Below are 20,434 nucleotides of genomic sequence, written 5' to 3'. Positions count from 1 at the left end.
ATGCAGCCCGCCGATCTCGCCCGGCGTCCGGTTCTCGTGCTCGATTTCGGCTCGCAGTACGTCCAGCTCATCGCCCGGAGGGTGAGAGAGCGGAGGGCGTTCGCGATGATCGTCCGGCACGACATCTCGGCCGATCGGGTCAAGGAACTCGACCCGATCGCATTGATCCTCTCTGGGGGTCCGTCCAGCGTGTACGAGGAGGGGGCACCGAAGTGCGACCCCGGGATCTTCGAGCTGGACCTCCCCATTCTGGGCATCTGCTACGGCATGCAACTGGCCTGCCAGGCGATGGGGGCGAAGGTCGACGCGGTGCCTTCCCGAGAGTACGGGCCGGCGGCTCTGCGGGAGGTGGACGGCTCCTCTCCGCTGCTGTCCGACGTCCCAACAGGGACGACCGTCTGGATGAGCCACGGCGACCAGGTGCACGAGCTGGGGGAAGAGTTCATCGGCCTGGCGTCCACGGCGACCTGCCCGCTGGCGGCGGTCCGGCACCGGTCTCGGCCGGTCTTCGGGCTGCAATTCCACCCGGAAGTGAGCCACACGGCACTGGGGACGCACATCCTGGGGAACTTCCTGGACAAGGTGGCCGGCAGCCCAGGAACCTGGACGATGGAGGCCTACCTGGACCAGGCGGTCCGGGCGATCCGGGAGCGGGTGGGGCCGGACGAACGGGTGGTCTGCGGGGTCTCGGGGGGCGTCGACTCGTCGGTGACGGCCGCCCTGCTGGCGAAGGCGCTGGGGGACCGGGTCGTTTGCATCTTCGTGGATAACGGGCTGCTCCGGTCGGGGGAGCGGGCGGCGGTGGTCGACATGTTCGGCCGGCACTCGGAGGCGGAACTCCGGGTGATCGACGCCTCGGAGCGCTTCCTGACGGCGCTGGAGGGGGAGACGGACCCGCAGCGAAAGCGGGTGATCATCGGGCACACGTTCATCGATGTCTTCCGGGACGAGGCGAAGTCGATCCCCGGGGCGCGGTTCCTGGCGCAGGGGACGCTGTACCCGGACGTGATCGAGAGCGGGGGCTCCCCGGACGCTCCCGCGGCGACGATCAAGCACCACCACAACGTGGGAGGGCTGCCGGCGGAGCTGGGCTTTGAGCTGATCGAGCCGCTCCGCGATCTGTTCAAGGACGAGGTGCGCCGGCTGGGAATCGAGCTGGGGCTGCCCGAGGGGCAGGTCTGGCGCCACCCGTTCCCCGGCCCGGGGCTGGCGGTCCGCTGCCTGGGGGCGGTGACGAGGGAGCGGCTGGAGGTGCTCCGGAGGGCCGACGCGATCTTCCTGGAGGAACTGCGCGCTGCCGGCCTGGAGCGGGCGACCGGGCAGGCGTTCGCCGTGCTGTTGCCGGTGCGGTCGGTGGGGGTGATGGGAGACGGGCGGACTTATGAGAGCGTGGTCGCCCTGCGATGCGTCGACACGGACGACTTCATGACCGCCGACTGGACAAGGCTGCCGGCCGAGCTGCTGGCGAGGGCCTCCAGCCGGATCATCAACGAGGTGAAGGGGGTCAACCGAGTCGCCTACGACATCACGAGCAAGCCGCCGGGGACGATCGAGTGGGAGTGAGCGATCGGCTCCGGATGGCGGCATCGAGCGGACCCAGGGCGGATCGGGAAGGAGGACGGGGGAGAACGTCCGGGAGCGGAGGACGGATTCAGGGAGTTCGGCGGCAAGGCCCGGGGACCGGCCCCGGGAATCCGGGACGAGGTGCTCAAGACTCGGCGACGGGGGACGAAGAACGGTCGAATCCGGCATCGATCCCCGGGCATCGTCCTCTCCATCCCCTCGGAGTCCTCGCGATGAGAAGCACGTGGCCGGCCGAGGAGCCGGCGATTGACCCGGAGTTCGCGGAGGTCCCCGAGAAGGGGACGGGCATGCCCGAGGCGACGGAGAAGCTGGCGGTGGTCAGCCTGGCCGCCGGCATCCTCGGGTTCTTCTTCCCGGTGGTGGGGCCCGTGACGGCGATCGTCTCCGGTCACGTCGCCCGGGACGAGATCAAGAAATCCCGGGGCCGCCTGGGAGGGGATGCGATGGCCCGGACGGGCCTGATCCTGGGGTACATTTGGATCGGGCTGATGGTGGCGGCCGTGGGCCTCGGGTTCGCGTATTTCTCCGCCCGCCAGGGCTCCTCCACCCGTGATGAGGGTTCGGCCATCACGGGCCCGCATGTCGACGAGGGGGTCGAGGTCCTCCGCCTGGACGCCATCCCGCCGCTCGAAGGCTTGCGGGAGTTTTCCGAAGGCTCCGGGGCGGGTGTTCCCGGGCAGGTGATCATCGGCCCGGACCACCGAGGGGAGGGCACGGAGGTGATCGTCCCGCCCGGGTTTGGGTCGGGGGCGGCGGGAGGTCGAAGCATCCGGATCGCTCCTGGGGATCTCCCCCAGGTGCCGGAGGCTCCCGAGGCTCCGGAGCGCCCCGAGGCCCCGGGGCGGACGTCCGGCTTCTGATCGGGTCGCCCGGAATCGCGCCCGACGGGACGGCGGCCCCGCTCGTATCGCTGGTTAGGGAGGGCGGATCGGGAGCGTCCTCGTCGCAAGGAGCCCGCCGGCCCTCCGCCTCGGAGCCGAGCCGTGGAGCGCGACGAGCAGGGAGAGGGCCGAACGACCCCGGTGCGTCCCGATCGCAGGGGGGGGGCTCGGCCGACGATCGCGGAGCTGATGCTGCTGATCGGGGGCGTCGGCCTGGGGCTGGCGGTGGCCATTCCGCCGGAGGGGATCGGGCCGGGGGACCAGTCCGGCGCGGTCCTGGTGCTGGCCGGGGCGGTGCTGGGCGGCGCGTCGCTGGTGGGCGTGCCGCTGCTGCTCTGGGAGCGCCGTCGTCGCCCGAGGAGGAGATTCGGGCCGGGCCGCCTGTCCTGGTTTGCTCACGGGACGGCGGCTTGGCTGCTCTGGCCTCCCATCGTGATCGGGAGGAGGTCGGAGGCGATGGGGCGGAATCCGCCGGCGGTGGATCCGTCGGTGCCGATGGTCTGCTACTACTACGGTACTCCCCTGATGGCCGTCTATGTGACGCTTGCCCTCTTGGCGGGAGGCTGGATCGGCCCTCGACGGCGCCGGCATCGGTCGAGGAGGCCCGCGCCGCTGCCCTGGCGGGAGCGGTTCGGGCTGTTGCTCGGGCTGGGGTGGGCGCTGGTCGGGCTGTACGTGCTGTCGATGGTATATCGGAGCGAGTTCCGGTAGCTTGGGGTGAATTCGGCCGGCAGGGCATAAGAAACGGGGCCAGCATGCGATACACTTGCGGGCGATCGGCCCGATCGAATCGAGTCGAGACCGATCGCCCGAGGTCCTGGCCGGAGCCCCATCGATGCCCCGGATCGCCCGCCGACACCGCGCCGCGCTGCTGGCCCTGCTGCTGGTGCCGCCCCTGACCCGAGCCGACGGGGGAGACTCGGCGACCATCTCCCGTTGCGGCGATGGGTTCCTGGAGCTCCGTGACGGTCAGCGGGTGTTGCACGTGTCGGGATCGGCCTACGCGATGGGGTATCAGCACGGTCGGTTGCTTCAGGAGGAGATCCGGGAGCTCGTGCGCTTCCTGCTTGACGAGAAGGCCGGCGACCTGAAGATCGACCTGGGAGGGCTGAAGATCGACCCGAAGGCCGTCATCAGATCGGTGGCCGAGGGGCAGCGCCGGTTCATCCCCGAGCGGTACTTCGACGAGCTGCGCGGGGTGGCCGACGGCTCGGGGGTGCCGCTGGAAGACATCGTGACCTGCAACTTCATCCCGGAGCTGTTCCACTGCTCCGGGTTCGCCCTGGCCGGCTCGGCCACGAAGGAAGGAACGCTGCTGCACGGTCGGGTGCTGGATTACGGGACCGACTGGAGGCTCCAGGAATTCGCGACGCTGGTGGTGGCGAGGCCCGAGGGGCTCGTTCCGTTCGTGAACGTGACGTACGCCGGATTCATCGGCAGCGTGACGGGGATGAACGCCGAGCGCATCTCGATTGGAGAGATGGGCGGCCGGGGCCTGGGCCACTGGGCCGGCGTGCCGATGGCGGTGCTGGTCCGCCGGGCGCTGGAGGAGGCGGCCTCGCTGGAGGAGGCGGTGGCGATCTTCCGGGAGAGCCCAAGGACCTGCGAATATTATTACGTGATCGCCGATGGCGAGTCGGGCCAAGCGGTGGGGATGGAAGCGTCCTGGCATGCCTTCGCGACGGTGGCGATGGGAGAATCGCACCCAAGGCTCCCCGAGGCGGTGCCCGACGCGGTGATCCTCTCGACCGGAAACCGGTACAAGGAGCTGGTGCGCCGGGTCAGGGAGGGCTTCGGGACGTTCGACGCCTGCTCGGCCCTCCGGCTGATGGACCGGCCGGTGGCGATGGAGTCGAACCTGCACAACGCGCTCTTCGAGCCGGAGACGACGCGGTTCTGGGTCGCGCACGCCGCTCCCGGGGGAGATCCGGCCGCGACGCAGCCGTACCACGACTACTCGCTGACGGAACTGCTGGCGAGGCTCCCGGACGATTCGGCCCCTCGGCTGGAATCGCCTCCCGAGGTCGCCGCCGATGGTTCCCGGCCTGGTGAGGCCGGGCCGCGCTGACGGATCGGGCCGTTCCCCGATCTGCCCAGGACTCGATCCCGAACGACCGAGGCTACTCCCCATGTCGCAGTACGACCCGATCGGCCCCGAGAAGGAATCCGCCTTCCAGGAACCGCAGTTCGCCCCTGAGCCGCCGGCGCGCAAGGGACCGGGCTGCCTGTTCTGGGGCTGTCTGATCACGGGGATCCTGTTCCTGGTGATCGTGGCGCTGATCATCGCCTCGGCGGTGCTGGGGCGGAACTGGCTGATCAACAAGGCGCGCGACCTGAGCGAGCCGAACCCGGCCGAGCTGCCGGAGATCCAGCTCACCGACGAGGAGCGTCAGCAGGTGCTCGACCGCTGGGCCGAGTTCGAGCAGGCGTTGGAGGAAGGCCGGGCGGACGAGATCGCCCTGGACAGCGATGCCTTCAACGTGATCGTGCAGCAGGAGGAGCCCGACGCCAAGGGCCGCGCCTACTTCTCGATCGAGGGGGACGAGCTGAAGGGTCAGGTCAGTCTCCCCGTCGACGCGTTCGGCGAGATGCTGATGACCGACCGGCTGGCGGGGCGCTACTTCAACGCCTCGGGCACCTTCAACCTTTTCCTCCGCGACGGCCTGCTGTTCCTGCAACTCCAGGAGGCCGAGGTCAAGGGCGAGCCGGTCCCCGAGCAGATCATGAACGAGCTCCGGGGCCAGAACCTCGCCGAGAACATGGCCAAGGACCCTGAGCAACGGGCCTTCTTCTCGAAGTTCGAGCGAATCGAGATCAAGGACGGCAAGATCATCCTGACCTCCCGAGGCACCGGGGAAGCCGCCGTCGAAGGTGAGGGTGAGGGTAAGGGCGAGGGCGAAGGCGAGGGTGAGAGCGAAGCCGAGCCCGCTGCGGAGGGCGAGGCGGTCGAACCTCCCGCGGAGGCCGAGGGCGAGGCCGAGCCCGTCGCCGAGCCAACCGAGGAGCCGGCGGCCGAGGAGCCCGCTCCGGAGCCGGCGGCCGAGGAGCCGGCGGCCGAGGAACCGGCGGCGGAGGAACCGGCTCCGGAGCCGGCGGCCGAGGAGCCGGCGGCGGCCTGAGCGTCGCCGGGTGAGACGACTGGCCGGGGCACCGAGGCCGGGGCACCTCCTCCTTCCGAGGTCTTGGGGGGAGGTGCCTCATCCCGGCCTTGAGGGCCGGAGAACGCGGGGAGGAGGAGGGGGGACACGGCCCGATCCTCCTCTCGGCGGCGACCAGGACGGTCGGCCGCGATTCCCGAGATCAGGCGTCTTCGTCCGGGGAGGGGCCGGCTCCAGACTCGCCGTGGGAGGAGGAGTCGAGGCCGTACTCGGATAACTTCTTGTGCAGGGTGTTGCGGTTGATGCCGAGCCGGGCGGCGGCCTTGATCTGGACGCGGTCGCAAGCGGCGAGGACCTGCTGGATGAGCTCTCGCTCGACGGGGGAGACGATCCGACGAATCAGTTCGTCGGCATTCGGGCCGGCGGCGAGCAGACCGCGTCGGACAAGCTCGGCGGTCATGGTGTCAAGGTCGGCGGCCTTGCCTCGGATGGGGCGGGGAGGGGCCTCCCCCCGGAGCTGAGGGGGAAGGTGCTCGGGACGCAGCTCGGGACCGTCGCCGAGCACGACGGCACGCTCGATGTAATTTTGCAGCTCCCGGACGTTTCCGGGCCAGTCGTAGCGGCAGAGCAGCTTCATCGCCTCGGGGTCGACCCGTCGCATCTCGCGTTGGTTCTGCTCGCTGTAGCGGGCGAGGAAGAAATTGACGAGCGCGGGGATGTCGTCTCGGCGATCCCGGAGCGGCGGCAAGTCGATCGGCACGACGTTGAGCCGGTAGTAGAGGTCCTCTCGGAAGCGGCCGGCGTCGATCTCCTCGCGGAGGTCTCGGTTGGTGGCGGCCACCACCCGGACATCGACCTTTCGGGTGCTCACATCGCCGACGCGCTCGAACTCCCCCTCCTGCAAGACGCGGAGGAGCTTCACCTGGAGCTTGGGGGAGGTGCTGTTGATCTCGTCGAGGAAGATGGTGCCGGTGTGAGCGGCCTCGAACCGGCCGGTGCGGTTCTCGACGGCGCCGGTGAACGAGCCTTTGACGTGGCCGAACAGCTCGGATTCGAGCAGGCTCTCGGTCAGCGCGCCGCAGTTGACGCGGATGTAGGGGCCGGAGGCTCGGGGGCTGAGGTCGTGGACGGCCCGGGCGATCAGCTCCTTGCCGGCGCCGGTCTCCCCGACGATCAGGACGCAGGCGCGAGAGCGGGCGACCTGACGGGTGACCCGAGCCACCTCGCGCATGACCGGCCCGTCCCCGATCACGCCGGGGAGGCCGGCGTCGGAGTCGGCGGGACCGGGAATCGGGGGTGCGGCGCTGCCGCTCCGGGGGTAGGGCATGGCCATCGGGTCGCATCCTTCCGGGGCCGTCGGGCGGCCGAAGATCGGTCGCTCGGAAAGGCCGATTCCTGGGCCCGGCTCCACTCCTCGGGGCCGGGCGGCCCGCCCGGTGGGGCGGGTTGTGGGTGTCCGCTCGGAGATTCCGGAGTTCAGAGCCCGAAGCCCGATTCGGTCGATCGGGCTTCGGGGCAACTCATCAGGACCTCGCCGAGGCCGTCGGGGGCCCGGGCCGAGGGATCGTCGAGCCGGCCCGGCCCGGTCGGCGACGATCGAGACGATCATTCATCGGCAAGCGACCGAGCCCCGTCCGAAGCGGCCCCGGACTGGCTGGGGGCCATCGGCGGGAGCGGGAGCGGGGCGGGAGCGAGGGCGTCGACGACCGCGTCGAGGGCCTCGCGCAACGCGCCGGGGGAGAGCCGGTCTCGGGCTCGGACGATCCGGGCCTGCTGAGAGTCGGCCAGCAGCGTTCCGAAGCGAGCGAGGCTGTCCCGCAGGGCCCTCGCCGCGGCGAGCCGGGAGGGCTCGGGGCGGGAGCTGTCGATCGACAGATCGGCCAGGGAACGCTGAGCCTCCGCCTCCGGCACGGCCGCCAGCGCCGAGGAGGCGGACGGGGCCCGAGCCGAGTCGGAGAGCAGGAGACGCAGGGGGTCCACCGCCCGGGCGAGGTCGGCCACGAACGGGCCGTCGGGCCGACCGGCCAGGGTCCCCAGGGCCTCGGCGGCGGCCCGGGACATCGCGGAACGCTCGGTCGCGGGGATCGGCGCGTTCCCCATGCGGGACCACTCCCGAAGGAGGATGGTCCCAACCGCGCTGGCGTCCCCCGGCGCCGCGACGACGGCCACCCGATCGAACCGGGAGGCCAGCTCCTCCACCTTCAGCCGAGCGGTGCCGGGCAGGGGGGGAACGGCGATGTCGTAGTCATACACGGCGATGTCGAGGATGTAGAGGGCCCGGTAACCGTAGAGGTATCGATCGGCGGCCTGGACGCGGAGGTCATACACGCCGGGGGTGTCGATCGTGACGGCCAGCGACCCGACCCCGGTCGCCACCGGGACGAAGCCCGGACCCTCCCGGCGCTCGAGCCAGAGGGCGACATCCCGCGGCCGAAGCGTGCTGCCGGGGGCGGACTCGATGACGGCGGAAATCGAGTCTCCCGAGCGGAGCGATCCGAGCGCGAAGAGGTCGCCCGAGATGTCGGGGAGGGGGGGCTCCTCCTCTTCGTCCTCGTCCTCGACGGCGGGAGGGACGGGGCCGATCGGGTCCTCAACGTCCTCGGGCTCGGCTCCGGGGAGGGTTCTCCTGGGCTGGTTGTACGGCGGGCGGTCGTCGGGAGAGAGGCGGCCGTTGATCCGGGCTCGGCGGGGGCGGCCGACGAGGGCGACCGGGGAGGCCCGGGCCGGCACGTCGTTCGGCTCGGTCTCGGTCTGCTGGAAGCGATACTCCTCACCCCGGGCGAGGGCTCGGGCCGGGTCGATCGGCAGCACCAGCAGCGCGGGGAGCCCGGCGGTGCGGGCGTCGGCCCGGAGGTCCAGCAGTAAGTCCCGGGCGTCTCGGCCTCCCTGGAGGAAGGCGGGGTCGATGATCAGGGCCTCGACGCCAGCCGACTCGGCGGCGAGGGCGAACGCCTCGTCGGCGGTGGCGGCGGTCCTGGCCTCGTATCCGAGTGCCCGGACACTCGAGGCGACCGTCGTCCTCAGCGCGGAGTTCCCGCTCACGACCACGATCTCGGGGGTCGGGCCAAGCAGCAGGCAGCGGGAGAGCGTGGGGACCACCCGGCTGGAGCCCGGGAACCCGAACGTCGGATTCAGCCGGACGACCGCCAGCGCCGCGGCGAGTTGCACTCGGCGGTCGGGGGCCGAGAGGGCGGCGACCAGCGGAGAGGGCGGGTCGGTCAGCAGGATCGTCGGCTCGGCCGACCGGGAGAGCGCCCCGATCAGGGCGGGAGCGATGTCGAATTGCCTCGACCGGAGGGCGAGATCCAGGGTTTCGGTCAGCGCCTCGGGGCCGAGCCCGGCGAGTTCCTCCTCGATCGCCTCCCGGGCGTCGGGGTCGGCGGGGTCGAGGCCGCTAATCTGCCCCCGGACGCGGAGGGCGGCGGAGACGGCGGCGGCCTCTCGGTCATCGGGGGCCAGTTCGAGCGCCCGGCCAGCGAATCGGCTGCCGAGGATCGCCTCGGCCTCGGCCGGAGAGACGACCTCGGGGGCCACCGTCCCCTCCCGCCACGACCAGAGCTCGACCTGCTCGGACGGGAAGACGTACCCTCCGGTGAGGTATCGCCTCGCCTCATCGAGCAGGAAGCGGGCCGGCGGCGGGGTCATGGCGTCGATCGGAGCGCCGGTGAGCCGAGCGACGGCCTCGGCGGCCCGGTTGCGGACGGCGTCGCGGCCCTCGACGGTGCCGGTGGCCTCGGCGACGAGGAAGGGCAAGGCACGCCGGTCCCCGATCCGGCCCAGGGCCGAGGCGACCTCGGCCGCCAGGACGGGATCCGGCGCGTCGAGGCCGGCGATGAGCGCCGGGACGGCCCGGCGGTCGAGCCGGCCGAGGTTGCCGACCAGCAGGGCCCGGTCGGGGGAGCCGGGGTCGAGGCTGGCGACGGCCTCCAGCAGGTAGGGGACCGCATAGGGGCCGGACTCTCCGAGCCGGAGCAACGCCTCGGCCTGCTGGAGCGGGCTCCCGGTCAGCAACCGGATGGCCTCCCGGATGCGGTCCTCGCGCCGGGCCGTGCGCCGGGAGGCGGCGGTGAGGCGGTCCAGCAGGCCGGCGACCGATCGGGAGGTCCGGGGGTCATCCTGGAGCCGGAGGATGGAGCCGACGCCGAAGCGGTCCCGGATCTCGAGCATCGTGGCGTCGTCGGGATCGGCCTGGAGGAAGCGGTCGAGCAGAGGGGCGGCCTGGTCGAAGCGGCCGACCCGGCCGAGGTAGCTGATCGCGTCCCACAGCTCCAGGGGAGTCTCCGGCTGCTTGGCGAAGGTCTCCAGGCCCGGCGCCTGGGCCGTGGCCTCGACGGGGCCCAGGCCGATCGCCCCGACGGCCGACAGCGCCGCGGCCAGCGCCGCGACCACCCGACCGGCGGCGCCGATCCGGCCGGGATCGCGAGGGCGGAGGGTCGGGGTCGGGGGCATGGTGCGGACCTCGTCGTTTGGGGATGGCAGGGACCGGAGGATCACAGCAGATGAGCGGATGCCGGAGGGCACCCGACGGGTTGCCAGGGGGCCGGGCCCGACGGTTCGCTCCGAGGAGGACGGCGAAGGGCGCTCGGCGGAGCGAAGACGACACGTCCAATGATGACCGATGGAGGGCCGGGAGGCGGTTGTCGGAGCGTCGGATTTGCCCGCATCGCGATACGATCGCCTCTCCCGGCAGGGAAACCGCGCCCGGAAGCTCCGGTCGGACCCGGGCGACCGGCCCGACCCGCACGAGTCGACGGTCCTCGATCCCCTTCGGCCCCCCCCGGCCGGAGGCCCCGACCGGGGATCGAGGAGGCCGACGTCACCCCTCCAGCCCAACCAGCTCGGGACCGATCAGGTCGTCGATCGTCTCTCGGCGGCGGACGAGCCGGGCGTTCTCGCCGTCGACGAGGACCTCGGCGGCTCGGGGGCGCGTGTTGTAGTTGGAGGCCATGACCATGCCGTAGGCGCCGGCCGAGAAGGTGGCGAGCAGGTCCCCTCGGTGCAGGGGGGGCAGGTGGCGGTCTCTGGCCAGGAAGTCTCCGCTCTCGCAGACGGGGCCGACGACGTCCCGGGGCTCGGTCCCGGGGATGGCGGCCTCGAAGTCGTCAGGCCAGGAGGGGACCCCCTCGGGCACCCGGGCGGGCCAGATGCGGTGGAACCCCTCGTAAAGCGCGGGGCGGATCAGGTCGTTCATGGCGGCGTCCTGGATGACGAACCGCTTGTCGCCGGACTGCTTGGTGAAGATCACCCGGCTGAGCAGGATGCCGGCGTTGCCGGCGATCGACCGGCCGGGCTCCATCGCCAGGCGGCAGCCGGTGGGCTTGAGCCGGGGGACCATCACCTCGGCAAAGGAGGCGATGGGCTTCGACTCTCCTCCCCGGTAGTCGATGCCGAAGCCGCCCCCCATGTTGCACCAGCGGAGGTCGTGGCCCATGCCCCGGAGGCGGTCGATCAGCTCGGCGGCCTTGGCGGCGGCTCGGGCGTAGGGCTCGGTGCTGGTGATCTGAGAGCCGATGTGCATGTGCAGGCCGGTCATCGCCAGCCCCTCCCGGCCCCGGACTGATTCCGCCGCTCGGAGGGCCCGGTCGATGTCCATACCGAACTTCGACTCTTTCTTACCCGTCGAGATGTACCGATGCGTCTTCGGGTCGACGTCCGGGTTCACCCGGAGCGCGATCGGGGCCTTCACCCCCTCGGCCTTCGCGACGGCGTCAATCGCCTCGAGTTCGGCCTCGCTCTCGACGTTGAAGAGCATGACGCCCAGCCGGAGCGCGTCCCGGATCTCGTCATCCGTCTTCCCAACGCCGGCGAAGACGGTCCGGCCCGGGTCCCCCCCGGCTCGGAGGACTCGGTGCAGCTCGCCGCCGGAGACGACGTCGAAGCCGCTGCCGTGCCCGGCCATGAGCTTCAGCAGGCCGAGGTTGGAGTTCGCCTTGACCGAGTAGCAGACCAGCGGATTCAGCTCGGCGAACGCCGTGTGCAACTCCTCCAGCCGGCCGACGAGCGCGGCGGTGCTGTACACATAGAGCGGCGTGCCGAACCGCTCGGCCAGCTCGAACGCGGGAATGCCTTCGCAGTAGAGGTCTCGGTCGCGATAGGGGAAGTGGTCCATGAGGGTCGTCGGGTTCGCGTCGGGGAGTCAGGGGGATCGGCCGGGGCGCCCCGGCCGAGGGTCGTTTCCTCTCGAAATCGGCGGCGGAGGCGGGCTCGATCACCCCTTGCGACGAATGGCGGCGTCCCGGATCGGGTCGGGGGGATCGGGAGGAGCGGGGCCGGCTCCGCCGCCAACCTGCGCTCGAGCCCGGACCGGCTCGTCGTCGAGGTCCGCCAACTCGGGGTCGGGCTCGGGGGCGGGGCCGGCTCGGAGGTCGTGCAGCACGGTGACCGCCTGGGGGCGGTTGTAATGCAGGCATCGGTTGTAGAAGGCGTCGAACTCCTGCCCGGTCTCGGGGTCGTGGAAGGCGATGGCCTCGATGGCCTCCTCCCAGGAAAGGCACAGCAGTTCGACCCGGCGGACGGTGGGAACGAACCACTCCCGGAACCAGTCGTCCCGGGAGCCGGCGTAGTCCTCCACCCGTCGGCGGACCTTGCGGAGGATGGCGCCCCGGGCCAGCTCGTCGGCGAAAACGCCGTCGTCGATGCGTCTCCTCGGGGCGATCAGCACATAGGTCAGCTCGTCCAGCTCGACGGGGTGGCGGTCGGCCCGTCGGAGGATCTCGGCCATGCAGGCGACCGTCCGAGCCGCCTGGTCGTACCAGGGGGCGTTCCTCACGCCGCTGGAGAGGCGGCTGAACATCTTCCCCTCGATCACGGTGAGCTGCCTCGCCTCGGGCAGCAGGACGAGATCGGCCCATCCCCGGCTGCCCGTCGAGAAGTGGCCGACGGCGCCATCGGCGTGGGTCCAGGACTCCGCCAGGCGATCCTTGCGGAACCGGGGCAGGAAGGCGGAGGGCAGCCACGCCTCGGCGAACCAGGTCGCCCCGGGCATCGGGGCCATCGGGTAGGGCCCGGCGTCGGGGTGGGTCGCGTGCCAGTCGATCATCAGGCGCAGGAGCCAGTTCTCATTGAACAACTGCGTCGGCGGCAGCGTGGGGGCGTTGCCGTCGCACGTCCGGAGCAGGCTGGCGATGCGGTCGAGGATCATGGCGGGCCGCTTCGTCGGTCGGAAGATGCCGGGGTGATCCGAGACGACCCGGGCAGGAAGACAACCGGGAGGGAGCCGCACCGACGACGCCCGATCATCCGTTGGGGCCTTGCCCCAGTTTCGCCTTCCAGGCCGTCAACTGTTCTGAAACCTGATCGGGCGCGGTCGATCCATACGACCGGAACGCCTTCACCGCATTCTCCACGCCGAGGGAACCGGAGACGTCCTCGTCGATGGCTGGGCAGGCGGCCCTGAGGTCGTCGAGGGGGAGGTCGGCCAGTCGGCAGCGCCGGGACTCGCAGAGGGAGACGAGCCGGCCGACGACCTCGTGACCGGTGCGCTGGGGGACCCCCTTGAGGATGAGGTACTCCATCAGGGTGGTGGCGTCGAGGAACCCCTCGTCGAGTCGGGAGGAGATGCGATCCCGGTTCAGCTCGGCGCCGGAGACGACCACGGCGGCCAGCTCAAGGCAAGAGGAGACGGTGTCCACGGCGTCGAACAGCGGGAGCTTGTCCTCCTGGAGGTCTCGGTTGTAGGCCAGGGGGAGTCCCTTGATGAGGACGAGGACGGTCTGCAAGGCGCCGACGACCCGGGCGGTGCGGCCCCGGATCAGTTCCAGGACGTCGGGATTCTTCTTCTGGGGCATGATGCTGCTGCCGGTGCAGACGGAATCGGGCAGCAGGAGGAAGCCGAACTCCTGGGTGGACCAGAGGATCCACTCCTCGGCCCAGCCGGAGAGGTGCTCGGCGACCAGGGTGAGGCAGAAAAGCGTCTCGGCCAGGAAATCGCGATCGCTGGAGACGTCGAGGCTGTTGGCGGCGACGGAATCAAAGCCGAGTTCCCGGGCGACAGACTCGCGGTCGATCGGCAGGGTGGTGCCGGCCAGAGCGGCGGCGCCGAGGGGGAGGACGTTCAGGCGTCGTCGGCAGTCGGCCAGGCGGTCTCGGTCCCGGGCGAACTTCTCAACGAAGGCCAGCGCGTAGTGGGGGGCCAGCACCGGCTGGGCGCGCTGGAGGTGGGTGTAGCCGGGGAGGATCAGGTCGCGATGGCGGTCGGCGAAGGCGACGAAGGCGCGCTGGAGGTCGGCGAGCAGGCCGTCGAGCCGGTCGATGGCGTCCCGGGTCCAGAGCTTCACATCGGTGGCGACCTGATCGTTGCGGCTGCGGGCGGTATGCAGCTTGCGCCCGAGATCGCCGAGCCGGGCGGTGAGGGCCGACTCGATGTGCATGTGGATATCCTCCTTCTCGATCGAGAAGGGGAACCGTCCCTCGGCGATCTCTTGCCGGATCTCGGAGAGGACGTGCACAATCTGTTCGCACTCCGCCTCGGTGAGCAGGCCGACGCGGGCGAGCATCCGGGCGTGGGCGATCGAGCCGACGACATCGTGCTCGAAGAGGCGATGATCGAAGGAGATCGACTCGGTGAACTGCTCGACCCGGCGATCGGTCTGGGCGGCGAATCGGCCTCCCCAGGGCTTCTCGGCCACGATGCAACTCCTCCGCGATGGGCCCGGCCTGCCCAAGGAACCAGCACGCCGTTCCGTCAGCTTAGGCAATCGCGCGTTCCGAAGTCAATCGGATCGCGGGGGAGGGCTCCGCTCCGGAGGGGATCGCGCCGCCGCGCGGCCCTCGGCTCCGAGGCCGGGCCGGTTTGAAGCCCGGGGAGGGGATCGGCCGATCGAGTCTAGAGTCGGCTGGCGTGGGAGCCGACTCGGCGAGGCCGGTCGGGGCGACGAGGCCCCGGGGAATCCGCCCTCGGGCCCCACTTGCCGAGGCGATGATGGTGTGATAAACCGCGAGGGATCGGGCGGCGACCGTCCGCGCCGCCCTCACCGACGCGTGCACGCAACCAGAGGAGGACGTCCCCGATGAACTTCGCCAGGAAGTATGGGCCGATCGCGGCCGGGTCGCTGCTGGTGCTCGTTTCGCTGGCCTTCGCCGCGCAGCAGGGCCCCGGCATCCTGTTCCCCGACTGGTCCGAGCCGACCAAGGGCACCTGGGACAACCCGGCCGCGGAGCTGGGCAAGGAGGTGACTGGCTCTCGTCCCTGGAGCATCACCACCTACACCTCGGCCATCGAGGGGAAGGTGCTCGAGGGTAAGCCGATGACGGTGGTCGGGGAGATCGTGGATCTGTCCTGCTACCTGCAGGTCGGCAAGCGGGGCGACAAGCACCGCGACTGCGGCCAGAAGTGCGCCCTGCAGGGACAGCCGATCGGCCTGCTGACCGAGGACGGCTCGCTGTTCCTCCTGATGGACGAGGAGCACAACCCCCGTCGGGACGGTCTGACCAACTTCCGCAAGGCGGCCATCGAACATATGGCCTATGTCGTGAAGGTCCACGGTACCTTCTCGGAAGTTGCCGGGCAGAAGGCGCTTTACGTCCAGGGATACCTGACCGAGGGATGATGGTCCGGCCCGACCTGGACCGGGTCGGAACCGGTCGGTCCGAGCGGAGGCGGGCCTCTCGATCCCGGGAGGGCCGCTCCCCGGACCAACCTCCCGCCCCCACCCGGGCCCCACGGCTCACCCCGCCGGTCCCGGGTGGGTTTCTGCCGAGGGATCGAGAATCGAAGGGGACCGAGAGCCGATGAGACGAACGATCATATCCGTCGCGACGGCGATGGGGCTGGGGCTGGCGGCCACCACGGGGATCGGCCTGGCCCGAACCACCGCTCCCGCCGCTCCCTCGGCCGGGCCCGCTCCCGCCTGGCCCCCGCCGCAGGAGCCGGAGGTCCCGCTGGGGCTGATCCCGGTCTTCTGGCCCGACGACAACCCCTACAGCCCAGCGAAGGCCGAACTGGGCCGATACCTGTACTTCGACACCCGGCTGTCGTCCGACAACACCATCTCCTGCGCCAGCTGCCACGAGCCAAGCAAGGCCTTCACCGACTCCTCGCCGGTCTCCACCGGCATCCGATCCCAGAAGGGGGGCCGCAGCGCTCCGACGGTGATCAACCGTGCCTTCACCACCCTGCAATTCTGGGACGGCCGGGCGGCCTCGCTTGAGGACCAGGCCATCGGCCCGCTGGCCAACCCGCTGGAAATGACCCTGGAAACCGAGGAAAGCAAGGCCCACGAGGCGGTCGTCGCCCGGATCCGAGGGATCCCCGGCTACCGTCCCCTCTTCGAGGAGGCCTTCGGCTCCGAGGAGATCTCCCTGGACCGGGTCGCCAAGGCGATCGCCACCTTCGAGCGAACCGTCTACTCGGGCAACTCCCCCTACGACCGCTACAAGGCGGGAGAGGACGGGGCGATGACCGAAGCCCAGCTCCGGGGAATGGATGTCTTCTTCAACAAGGCCGCATGCGACGCCTGCCACCTCGGTTTCAACTTCAGCGACGAGTCGTTCGTCAACATCGGCATCGGCTACGATCCGAACACCGGGACCTTCGCCGACGAGGGCCGATTCGCCGTCACCAAGAACCCGAAGGACCTGGGAGCCTTCAAAACCCCAACCCTCCGGGAGATCGAGCATACCGGCCCCTACATGCACGACGGTAGCCTGACGACGCTTGAGCAAGTCGTCGAGCATTACAACAAGGGCGGAATCCCGAATCCAACCATTGATCAGCGCATGAAGCCGCTCAACCTGACGGAAGGGGAGAAAGCCGACCTGGTCGCCTTCCTCCAGGCCCTCAGCGGGGAGGGCTGGCAGCACATCGAGGCCCCGGCCGAATTCCCCCACTGAACCCTTCGCCTCCGCCGGCCCGGGATCCGCCCCCACCGGATCCCGGGCCGTCCCGATCACCGGGTGTCCTTCCATCCGACCGTCCTCATCCACCCGCGATCGATTCCCGCTCAAATCCCGGCGCGGGATTGCCTCCTCCGCGTAAACTATAACCAGGACCGCGGGAACCGTCCGCGTCGGATCACCTTAGCGTCCGATCATCTCTTCTCAGCTCGGCTTCCGGCCCCCCACTCGGCCGGAGCCTTCCGGCGGTCCCGATCGCTCTTAGGCGATATTAAGCAGTCAGTGACCAGAAAGGAGTAGGTGGGCCATGACAACGGGATCACCGTTGGGCCAGCTTGCGGATCTGTTGCGGCGGGTCGAGGCTAAGACGAGGGCACAGGAGCTCATCGAGGAGCTGGAGCTGTCGGCCGACCAGCTCCGGCAGGCCGAGGAGGCCATTCGGGAAGTCGAGGCGCGCGACCGGCAGGTGCGCCCCGCTCGCCAACGCGAGCTGGAACAGGCCGAAGGGGATGAGCATCTGCTCAAGGAACTCGTCCGTCGCACCGCTCAGAATCGCGCACTGATGGGAGAGCAGGAGTTTCGGGAAGCCGAGCGCCTGATCCAGGTCTCCCGCGCCGAGATCGAGCGCCGCCGAGCCGAGGCCCAGGCCGAGCTCGAGACGCTGCGCGACGAGTTGGACCGAGCCCGGATCGAACTCCGGGCCGCCCTGGACCGCTACCACCACGTCCGACGGGAGCTGGACCGCCTTCAGGTCCCCTCCAACGGCCACGTCCAGCAGGGGGACGACCTCGCCCAGCGGGCCGAGGAACACTTCCCCGAATTCCAGGTCCGGGCCTTCGCCCGGGAGATCGAAGAAGCCAACGCCGCCTTCGCCGCAATGGACCGCCGCGAGCAGTACGCCCAAATGCGGGTCTGGATCGGCCGGCTCCGCCGCTTCCAGCATTCCGACCCCGGCGAAGACGAACGCGAAGTGCTCGAGAAAATCTTCCGCCGCCTGGTGAGCCTCTCCAAGCAGCACGAGCCCGGCTACATCGAGGCCTTCAACCGTCAGTACGCGGCCGACTGGGACGCGTACATCGCCGAGGCCCAGGAATCGCTCCGCCAGGCGTCCGAGGAGGCCCGCCGTAACCGAGAGCGGGAAGCAGACGCTCCCGATGGTCCCGACCCCCGGAACGCCGAGTCGATCGAGGCCCGCCGCATCTCCGAGCAAGCGCTCGAGCATCTGAAAGCCCTGCTCCTCATCCGATACGACGACCCTCAGGTCAAGGCCGACCGGTTCCGAGAAACGCTCGCCCGAATCGTCGAGGGCTACGGCTCCCCGGACGAGCGGTTGCTCGAGGTCATCCGGCCGTACCGGGAGTGGGTCACCGGCGCGGAATTCCGCTCGCTCCGCGAGGCCCTCGACCGCGATCCGTCCCTCCCTGTGGAGGTCGAGGAGCCGACCGACGACTCCGAAGCCCCGACCAGGGCCTGATCTCCCCCCGGGACGGCGCCCTCCCGGGCCCATCCGAGATCCCAGCTCCCCACGGTTCTCCCGGGGGCGACGCCGTCCGGCAACGCCCTCGGGCCGGTTCCCCCGGCGACCGGCTCTCCTCCCCCTTCCCTCTCGATCCCTCCCCCTCCCGGCCCCTCCCGCCTCGAGGACGCCGCCCTCCCGTCGCGTGCCCTCCCATTCCGGGCGTCCTCATCCGGCTTTTCCCGCCGGCCCCGAATCCTCCGATCGGAGCCTCCGCCGTCTCCAGGGCGCCCCCGCCTCGGGCCTCGTGATCCCGGAGCGGGCGGCCTCGCCGGGTCCGGCACGAGAATCGAAACCGATCGAGGCCCACCCTCCCAATCGGTGTCCTAGAGTATCCCTCGACAGCGGCGAGCCAGGACGCAGCCCCGGGGCCCTGTGACGCCCCAGCGACCGGCCGACGGTGGCCGACCTGACCGGCTCTCGTCGGGCCCGCCACCCCCTTCCGGGCCCGGATCCCCCCTCAGGATCGACCGGCGATCATGCGATGCCGAAGGATCAACACGCAATCAGTGAGACCATGCAACAAAACAATAATGCAAAGAACATTTATTGCAAGACTGTAACACGACCGGAGTTGTGGCGATAAAACACAAGGGCGTGCTTGACCGGTGCTCGATCTCCTTTTATGGTAACCCCGCAACTCGTGGCTTCCCTTGCCTTGAGACCCGGCCTCGTGCCGTGAGCGATCGGCTGGGTGGCGATGTCGCCCTGGGAGCCTCCCGCCAGTCTTCGGAAGCACCCGATGCCCGGGCGCCTTGCCGACCTGATGAGCCCACCCGCCCGAGATCTCCGTACCTCCTCGCAGTTCGCAACCCGGTACTCCCACCATGCCGCGCCCCAAGAAGCGTGCCGCGTGCGCTCCCCGACCGGAGCGCCTCGAAGTCCGCCTGCTGCTCGACGCCGAGCCGATGGGACTCGACCCGATCGGAGCGATCCGGGGGGCGATGACGCCATTCGGCCTCGAGGCCGGCAAGTTCGCGACTGATCACATCATTGTCCGCTATCGTGATGATCATGTCGCGCAGGCAAAACCGCATCCGTTCGGGATGATGCCCGGCCTCTCGCTGGGGACCGTCGAGGGGCTCCGGGTCGTGGGAATCAACCCTGCCCTCGGAGTCGAGGCGACGCTGGCCGCGGCGAGACGGGATCCGGCCGTGCTCTACGCCGAGCCGGACTACCTGATCTCCGCTGCCGTCGCGCCGAACGACCCAAGGTTCCCGGAGCAGTGGGGCCTGAGCAACCCCGCCTCGTCCGTCGCCACGACCGGATCGCTCCCCATCGACGCCGACATCGACGCCACCACCGCCTGGCAGACCTCCACTGGAAATCGGAGCGTGGTCGTGGCCGTGCTCGACTCCGGAGTGGACTACGCGCACCCCGACCTGGCTGCCAACATCTGGACCAACCGCGGTGAGGTGCCCGGTAATGGCATCGACGATGACAACAACGGCTACGTCGATGACATTCGAGGCTGGGACTTCGTCAATCGCGACAACGACCCGAGGGACGACAACTCCCACGGCACCCACGTTGCCGGCACAATTGGCGCTGTCGGCGACAACGGGGCCGGGATCTCGGGAGTGGCCTGGCGCGTCTCGCTGATGCCGCTCAAGGTGCTCGACCGCAACGGCAACGGCTCGATTTCGTCGGCGATCGACGCGATCAGCTACGCCTACCGGAATGGCGCGGTGATCTCGAACATCAGCTGGGGAGGAACCCAGTACAGCCAGGCACTGCGGGATGTGATCGAGACCGCCGGGGCCTCGACCGGGCACCTGGTCGTGGCCGCCTCGGGCAACTCGGGCCGGGCCCTCGACGCTCCGGGGTCCCCGAGGTTCTACCCCGCAAGCTACGACCTGCCGAATATCGTCTCGGTGGCCGCCTCCGATCGGAGCGATCAACGGGCGAGCTTCTCAAACTTCGGGCAGGTCTCGGTCGACCTCGCGGCGCCGGGGGTGGACATTCTTAGCACGACCCCCGGGGGAGCTTACTCGTTCAAGTCGGGGACTTCGATGGCCGCGCCGCACGTGACCGGAGCCGCGGCGCTGCTGAAGGCGATCGACCCGACGCTGGACGCCCAGAAGTTGGCCTCGGCGCTGATCGGATCGGCCGACCGGCTCCCGAGCCTGGCGGGTACGTCCGTCAGCGGGGGCCGGCTGAACGTCGCTAAGGCCGTCCAGGAGGTTCGTCCTCAGCCCCGGCTGCGAGGCGGCGTCGTCGAGGTGCCGGCCAACGGCGAGTGGACCCGAGTAACGCTCGACGAGAGCTACGCCTCGATGGTCGTCGCGACCACCCCCGTCGTGCAGCCCGACGGGCAATCGCTGGTGACTCGGGTCCGGAATGCCCAGGGGAACAGCTTCGAGGTCTCTGTCGTCACGGCGGAGGGGATCTCGACGAGCGCGATCCCCCTGTCCGATGGGGGGTTCGAGGTGCCAGAGGCCGGCCCCAACGGCTCGAGCGGCTCCTACCTCTATCGCCCCGCTGGCTCCGCCTGGTCCTTCGCCGGCACCGCTGGCGTCACC

General features: G+C 70.2%; 14 protein-coding genes. 9 read left to right on the top strand and 5 right to left on the bottom strand.

What is annotated here, in order from left to right:
• The 5 genes from guaA to TsocGM_RS26285 all read left to right on the top strand — a co-directional run bounded on the left by guaA (nt 1) and on the right by TsocGM_RS26285 (nt 5,584).
• Entirely contained in the window at nt 1–1,563 is a 1,563-nt protein-coding gene (guaA, locus tag TsocGM_RS22135) for a glutamine-hydrolyzing GMP synthase (protein WP_126727642.1), read from the top strand.
• Nucleotides 1,564–1,796: 233 nt separating this feature from the next.
• Complete coding sequence (locus TsocGM_RS22130) at nt 1,797–2,444, top strand: DUF4190 domain-containing protein (protein ID WP_199756869.1); 648 nt, start codon at nt 1,797–1,799, stop codon at nt 2,442–2,444.
• 123 nt (nt 2,445–2,567) lie between these two features.
• Complete coding sequence (locus TsocGM_RS22125; RefSeq protein ID WP_126727641.1) at nt 2,568–3,176, top strand: hypothetical protein; 609 nt, start codon at nt 2,568–2,570, stop codon at nt 3,174–3,176.
• A 124-nt stretch (nt 3,177–3,300) separates the two neighbouring features.
• The gene (locus TsocGM_RS22120; RefSeq protein WP_126727640.1) at nt 3,301–4,533 is read left to right on the top strand and encodes a C45 family autoproteolytic acyltransferase/hydolase; all 1,233 of its coding nucleotides are present in this window, start codon (nt 3,301–3,303) and stop codon (nt 4,531–4,533) included.
• A gap of 61 nt (nt 4,534–4,594) precedes the next feature.
• Nucleotides 4,595–5,584 (top strand): hypothetical protein, encoded by a 990-nt coding sequence (locus TsocGM_RS26285; RefSeq protein WP_158633705.1) that lies wholly within the window; start codon nt 4,595–4,597, stop codon nt 5,582–5,584.
• Between the two features lie 181 nt (nt 5,585–5,765).
• Here TsocGM_RS26285 and TsocGM_RS22110 read toward each other — a convergent pair whose 3' ends face one another.
• From TsocGM_RS22110 to argH, 5 genes are all read right to left on the bottom strand, one after another.
• Nucleotides 5,766–6,896, bottom strand: coding sequence for a sigma-54 interaction domain-containing protein (locus TsocGM_RS22110; RefSeq protein ID WP_126727639.1), 1,131 nt, complete (start codon nt 6,894–6,896; stop codon nt 5,766–5,768).
• 272 nt (nt 6,897–7,168) lie between these two features.
• Complete coding sequence (locus tag TsocGM_RS22105; protein WP_126727638.1) at nt 7,169–10,012, bottom strand: HEAT repeat domain-containing protein; 2,844 nt, start codon at nt 10,010–10,012, stop codon at nt 7,169–7,171.
• A 367-nt stretch (nt 10,013–10,379) separates the two neighbouring features.
• Nucleotides 10,380–11,672 (bottom strand): diaminopimelate decarboxylase, encoded by a 1,293-nt coding sequence (gene lysA / locus TsocGM_RS22100; protein ID WP_126727637.1) that lies wholly within the window; start codon nt 11,670–11,672, stop codon nt 10,380–10,382.
• A 99-nt stretch (nt 11,673–11,771) separates the two neighbouring features.
• Nucleotides 11,772–12,704, bottom strand: coding sequence for a hypothetical protein (locus tag TsocGM_RS22095; protein WP_126727636.1), 933 nt, complete (start codon nt 12,702–12,704; stop codon nt 11,772–11,774).
• 94 nt (nt 12,705–12,798) lie between these two features.
• The gene (gene argH, locus TsocGM_RS22090; RefSeq protein ID WP_126727635.1) at nt 12,799–14,190 is read right to left on the bottom strand and encodes an argininosuccinate lyase; all 1,392 of its coding nucleotides are present in this window, start codon (nt 14,188–14,190) and stop codon (nt 12,799–12,801) included.
• A 381-nt stretch (nt 14,191–14,571) separates the two neighbouring features.
• On the opposite strand from argH, the gene TsocGM_RS22085 reads away from it, so the two are divergent.
• The 4 genes from TsocGM_RS22085 to TsocGM_RS22070 form a co-directional block, all read left to right on the top strand.
• On the top strand, nt 14,572–15,111 hold the full coding sequence (locus tag TsocGM_RS22085; RefSeq protein WP_126727634.1) for a hypothetical protein: 540 nt from the start codon (nt 14,572–14,574) through the stop codon (nt 15,109–15,111).
• 181 nt (nt 15,112–15,292) lie between these two features.
• Entirely contained in the window at nt 15,293–16,393 is a 1,101-nt protein-coding gene (locus TsocGM_RS22080) for a cytochrome-c peroxidase (RefSeq protein ID WP_199756868.1), read from the top strand.
• Between the two features lie 310 nt (nt 16,394–16,703).
• Nucleotides 16,704–17,870, top strand: a complete 1,167-nt coding sequence (locus TsocGM_RS22075; RefSeq protein ID WP_126727633.1) for a hypothetical protein — start codon at nt 16,704–16,706, stop codon at nt 17,868–17,870.
• Between the two features lie 869 nt (nt 17,871–18,739).
• The coding region (locus TsocGM_RS22070) for a S8 family peptidase (protein ID WP_148114888.1) at nt 18,740–20,434 on the top strand (1,695 nt) is incomplete at its 3' end.

Source organism: Tautonia sociabilis (genome assembly GCF_003977685.1).
Taxonomy (GTDB): Bacteria; Planctomycetota; Planctomycetia; order Isosphaerales; family Isosphaeraceae; genus Tautonia; species Tautonia sociabilis.
The sequence above is the reverse complement of the archived record's forward strand: the minus strand, read 5'-3'. Positions and strand labels throughout refer to the sequence as shown.

Bases quoted from the DNA above. Each gene is read 5' to 3' on its own strand.
- TsocGM_RS22095 (WP_126727636.1), bottom strand. From the start codon at position 12,704: ATGATCCTCGACCGCATCGCCAGCCTGCTCCGGACGTGCGACGGCAAC.
- TsocGM_RS22085 (WP_126727634.1), top strand. From the start codon at position 14,572: ATGAACTTCGCCAGGAAGTATGGGCCGATCGCGGCCGGGTCGCTGCTG.
- TsocGM_RS22120 (WP_126727640.1), top strand. From the start codon at position 3,301: ATGCCCCGGATCGCCCGCCGACACCGCGCCGCGCTGCTGGCCCTGCTG.
- TsocGM_RS22130 (WP_199756869.1), top strand. From the start codon at position 1,797: ATGAGAAGCACGTGGCCGGCCGAGGAGCCGGCGATTGACCCGGAGTTC.
- TsocGM_RS22105 (WP_126727638.1), bottom strand. From the start codon at position 10,012: ATGCCCCCGACCCCGACCCTCCGCCCTCGCGATCCCGGCCGGATCGGC.
- TsocGM_RS22080 (WP_199756868.1), top strand. From the start codon at position 15,293: ATGAGACGAACGATCATATCCGTCGCGACGGCGATGGGGCTGGGGCTG.
- lysA (WP_126727637.1), bottom strand. From the start codon at position 11,672: ATGGACCACTTCCCCTATCGCGACCGAGACCTCTACTGCGAAGGCATT.
- TsocGM_RS22110 (WP_126727639.1), bottom strand. From the start codon at position 6,896: ATGGCCATGCCCTACCCCCGGAGCGGCAGCGCCGCACCCCCGATTCCC.
- TsocGM_RS22075 (WP_126727633.1), top strand. From the start codon at position 16,704: ATGACAACGGGATCACCGTTGGGCCAGCTTGCGGATCTGTTGCGGCGG.
- TsocGM_RS26285 (WP_158633705.1), top strand. From the start codon at position 4,595: ATGTCGCAGTACGACCCGATCGGCCCCGAGAAGGAATCCGCCTTCCAG.
- guaA (WP_126727642.1), top strand. From the start codon at position 1: ATGCAGCCCGCCGATCTCGCCCGGCGTCCGGTTCTCGTGCTCGATTTC.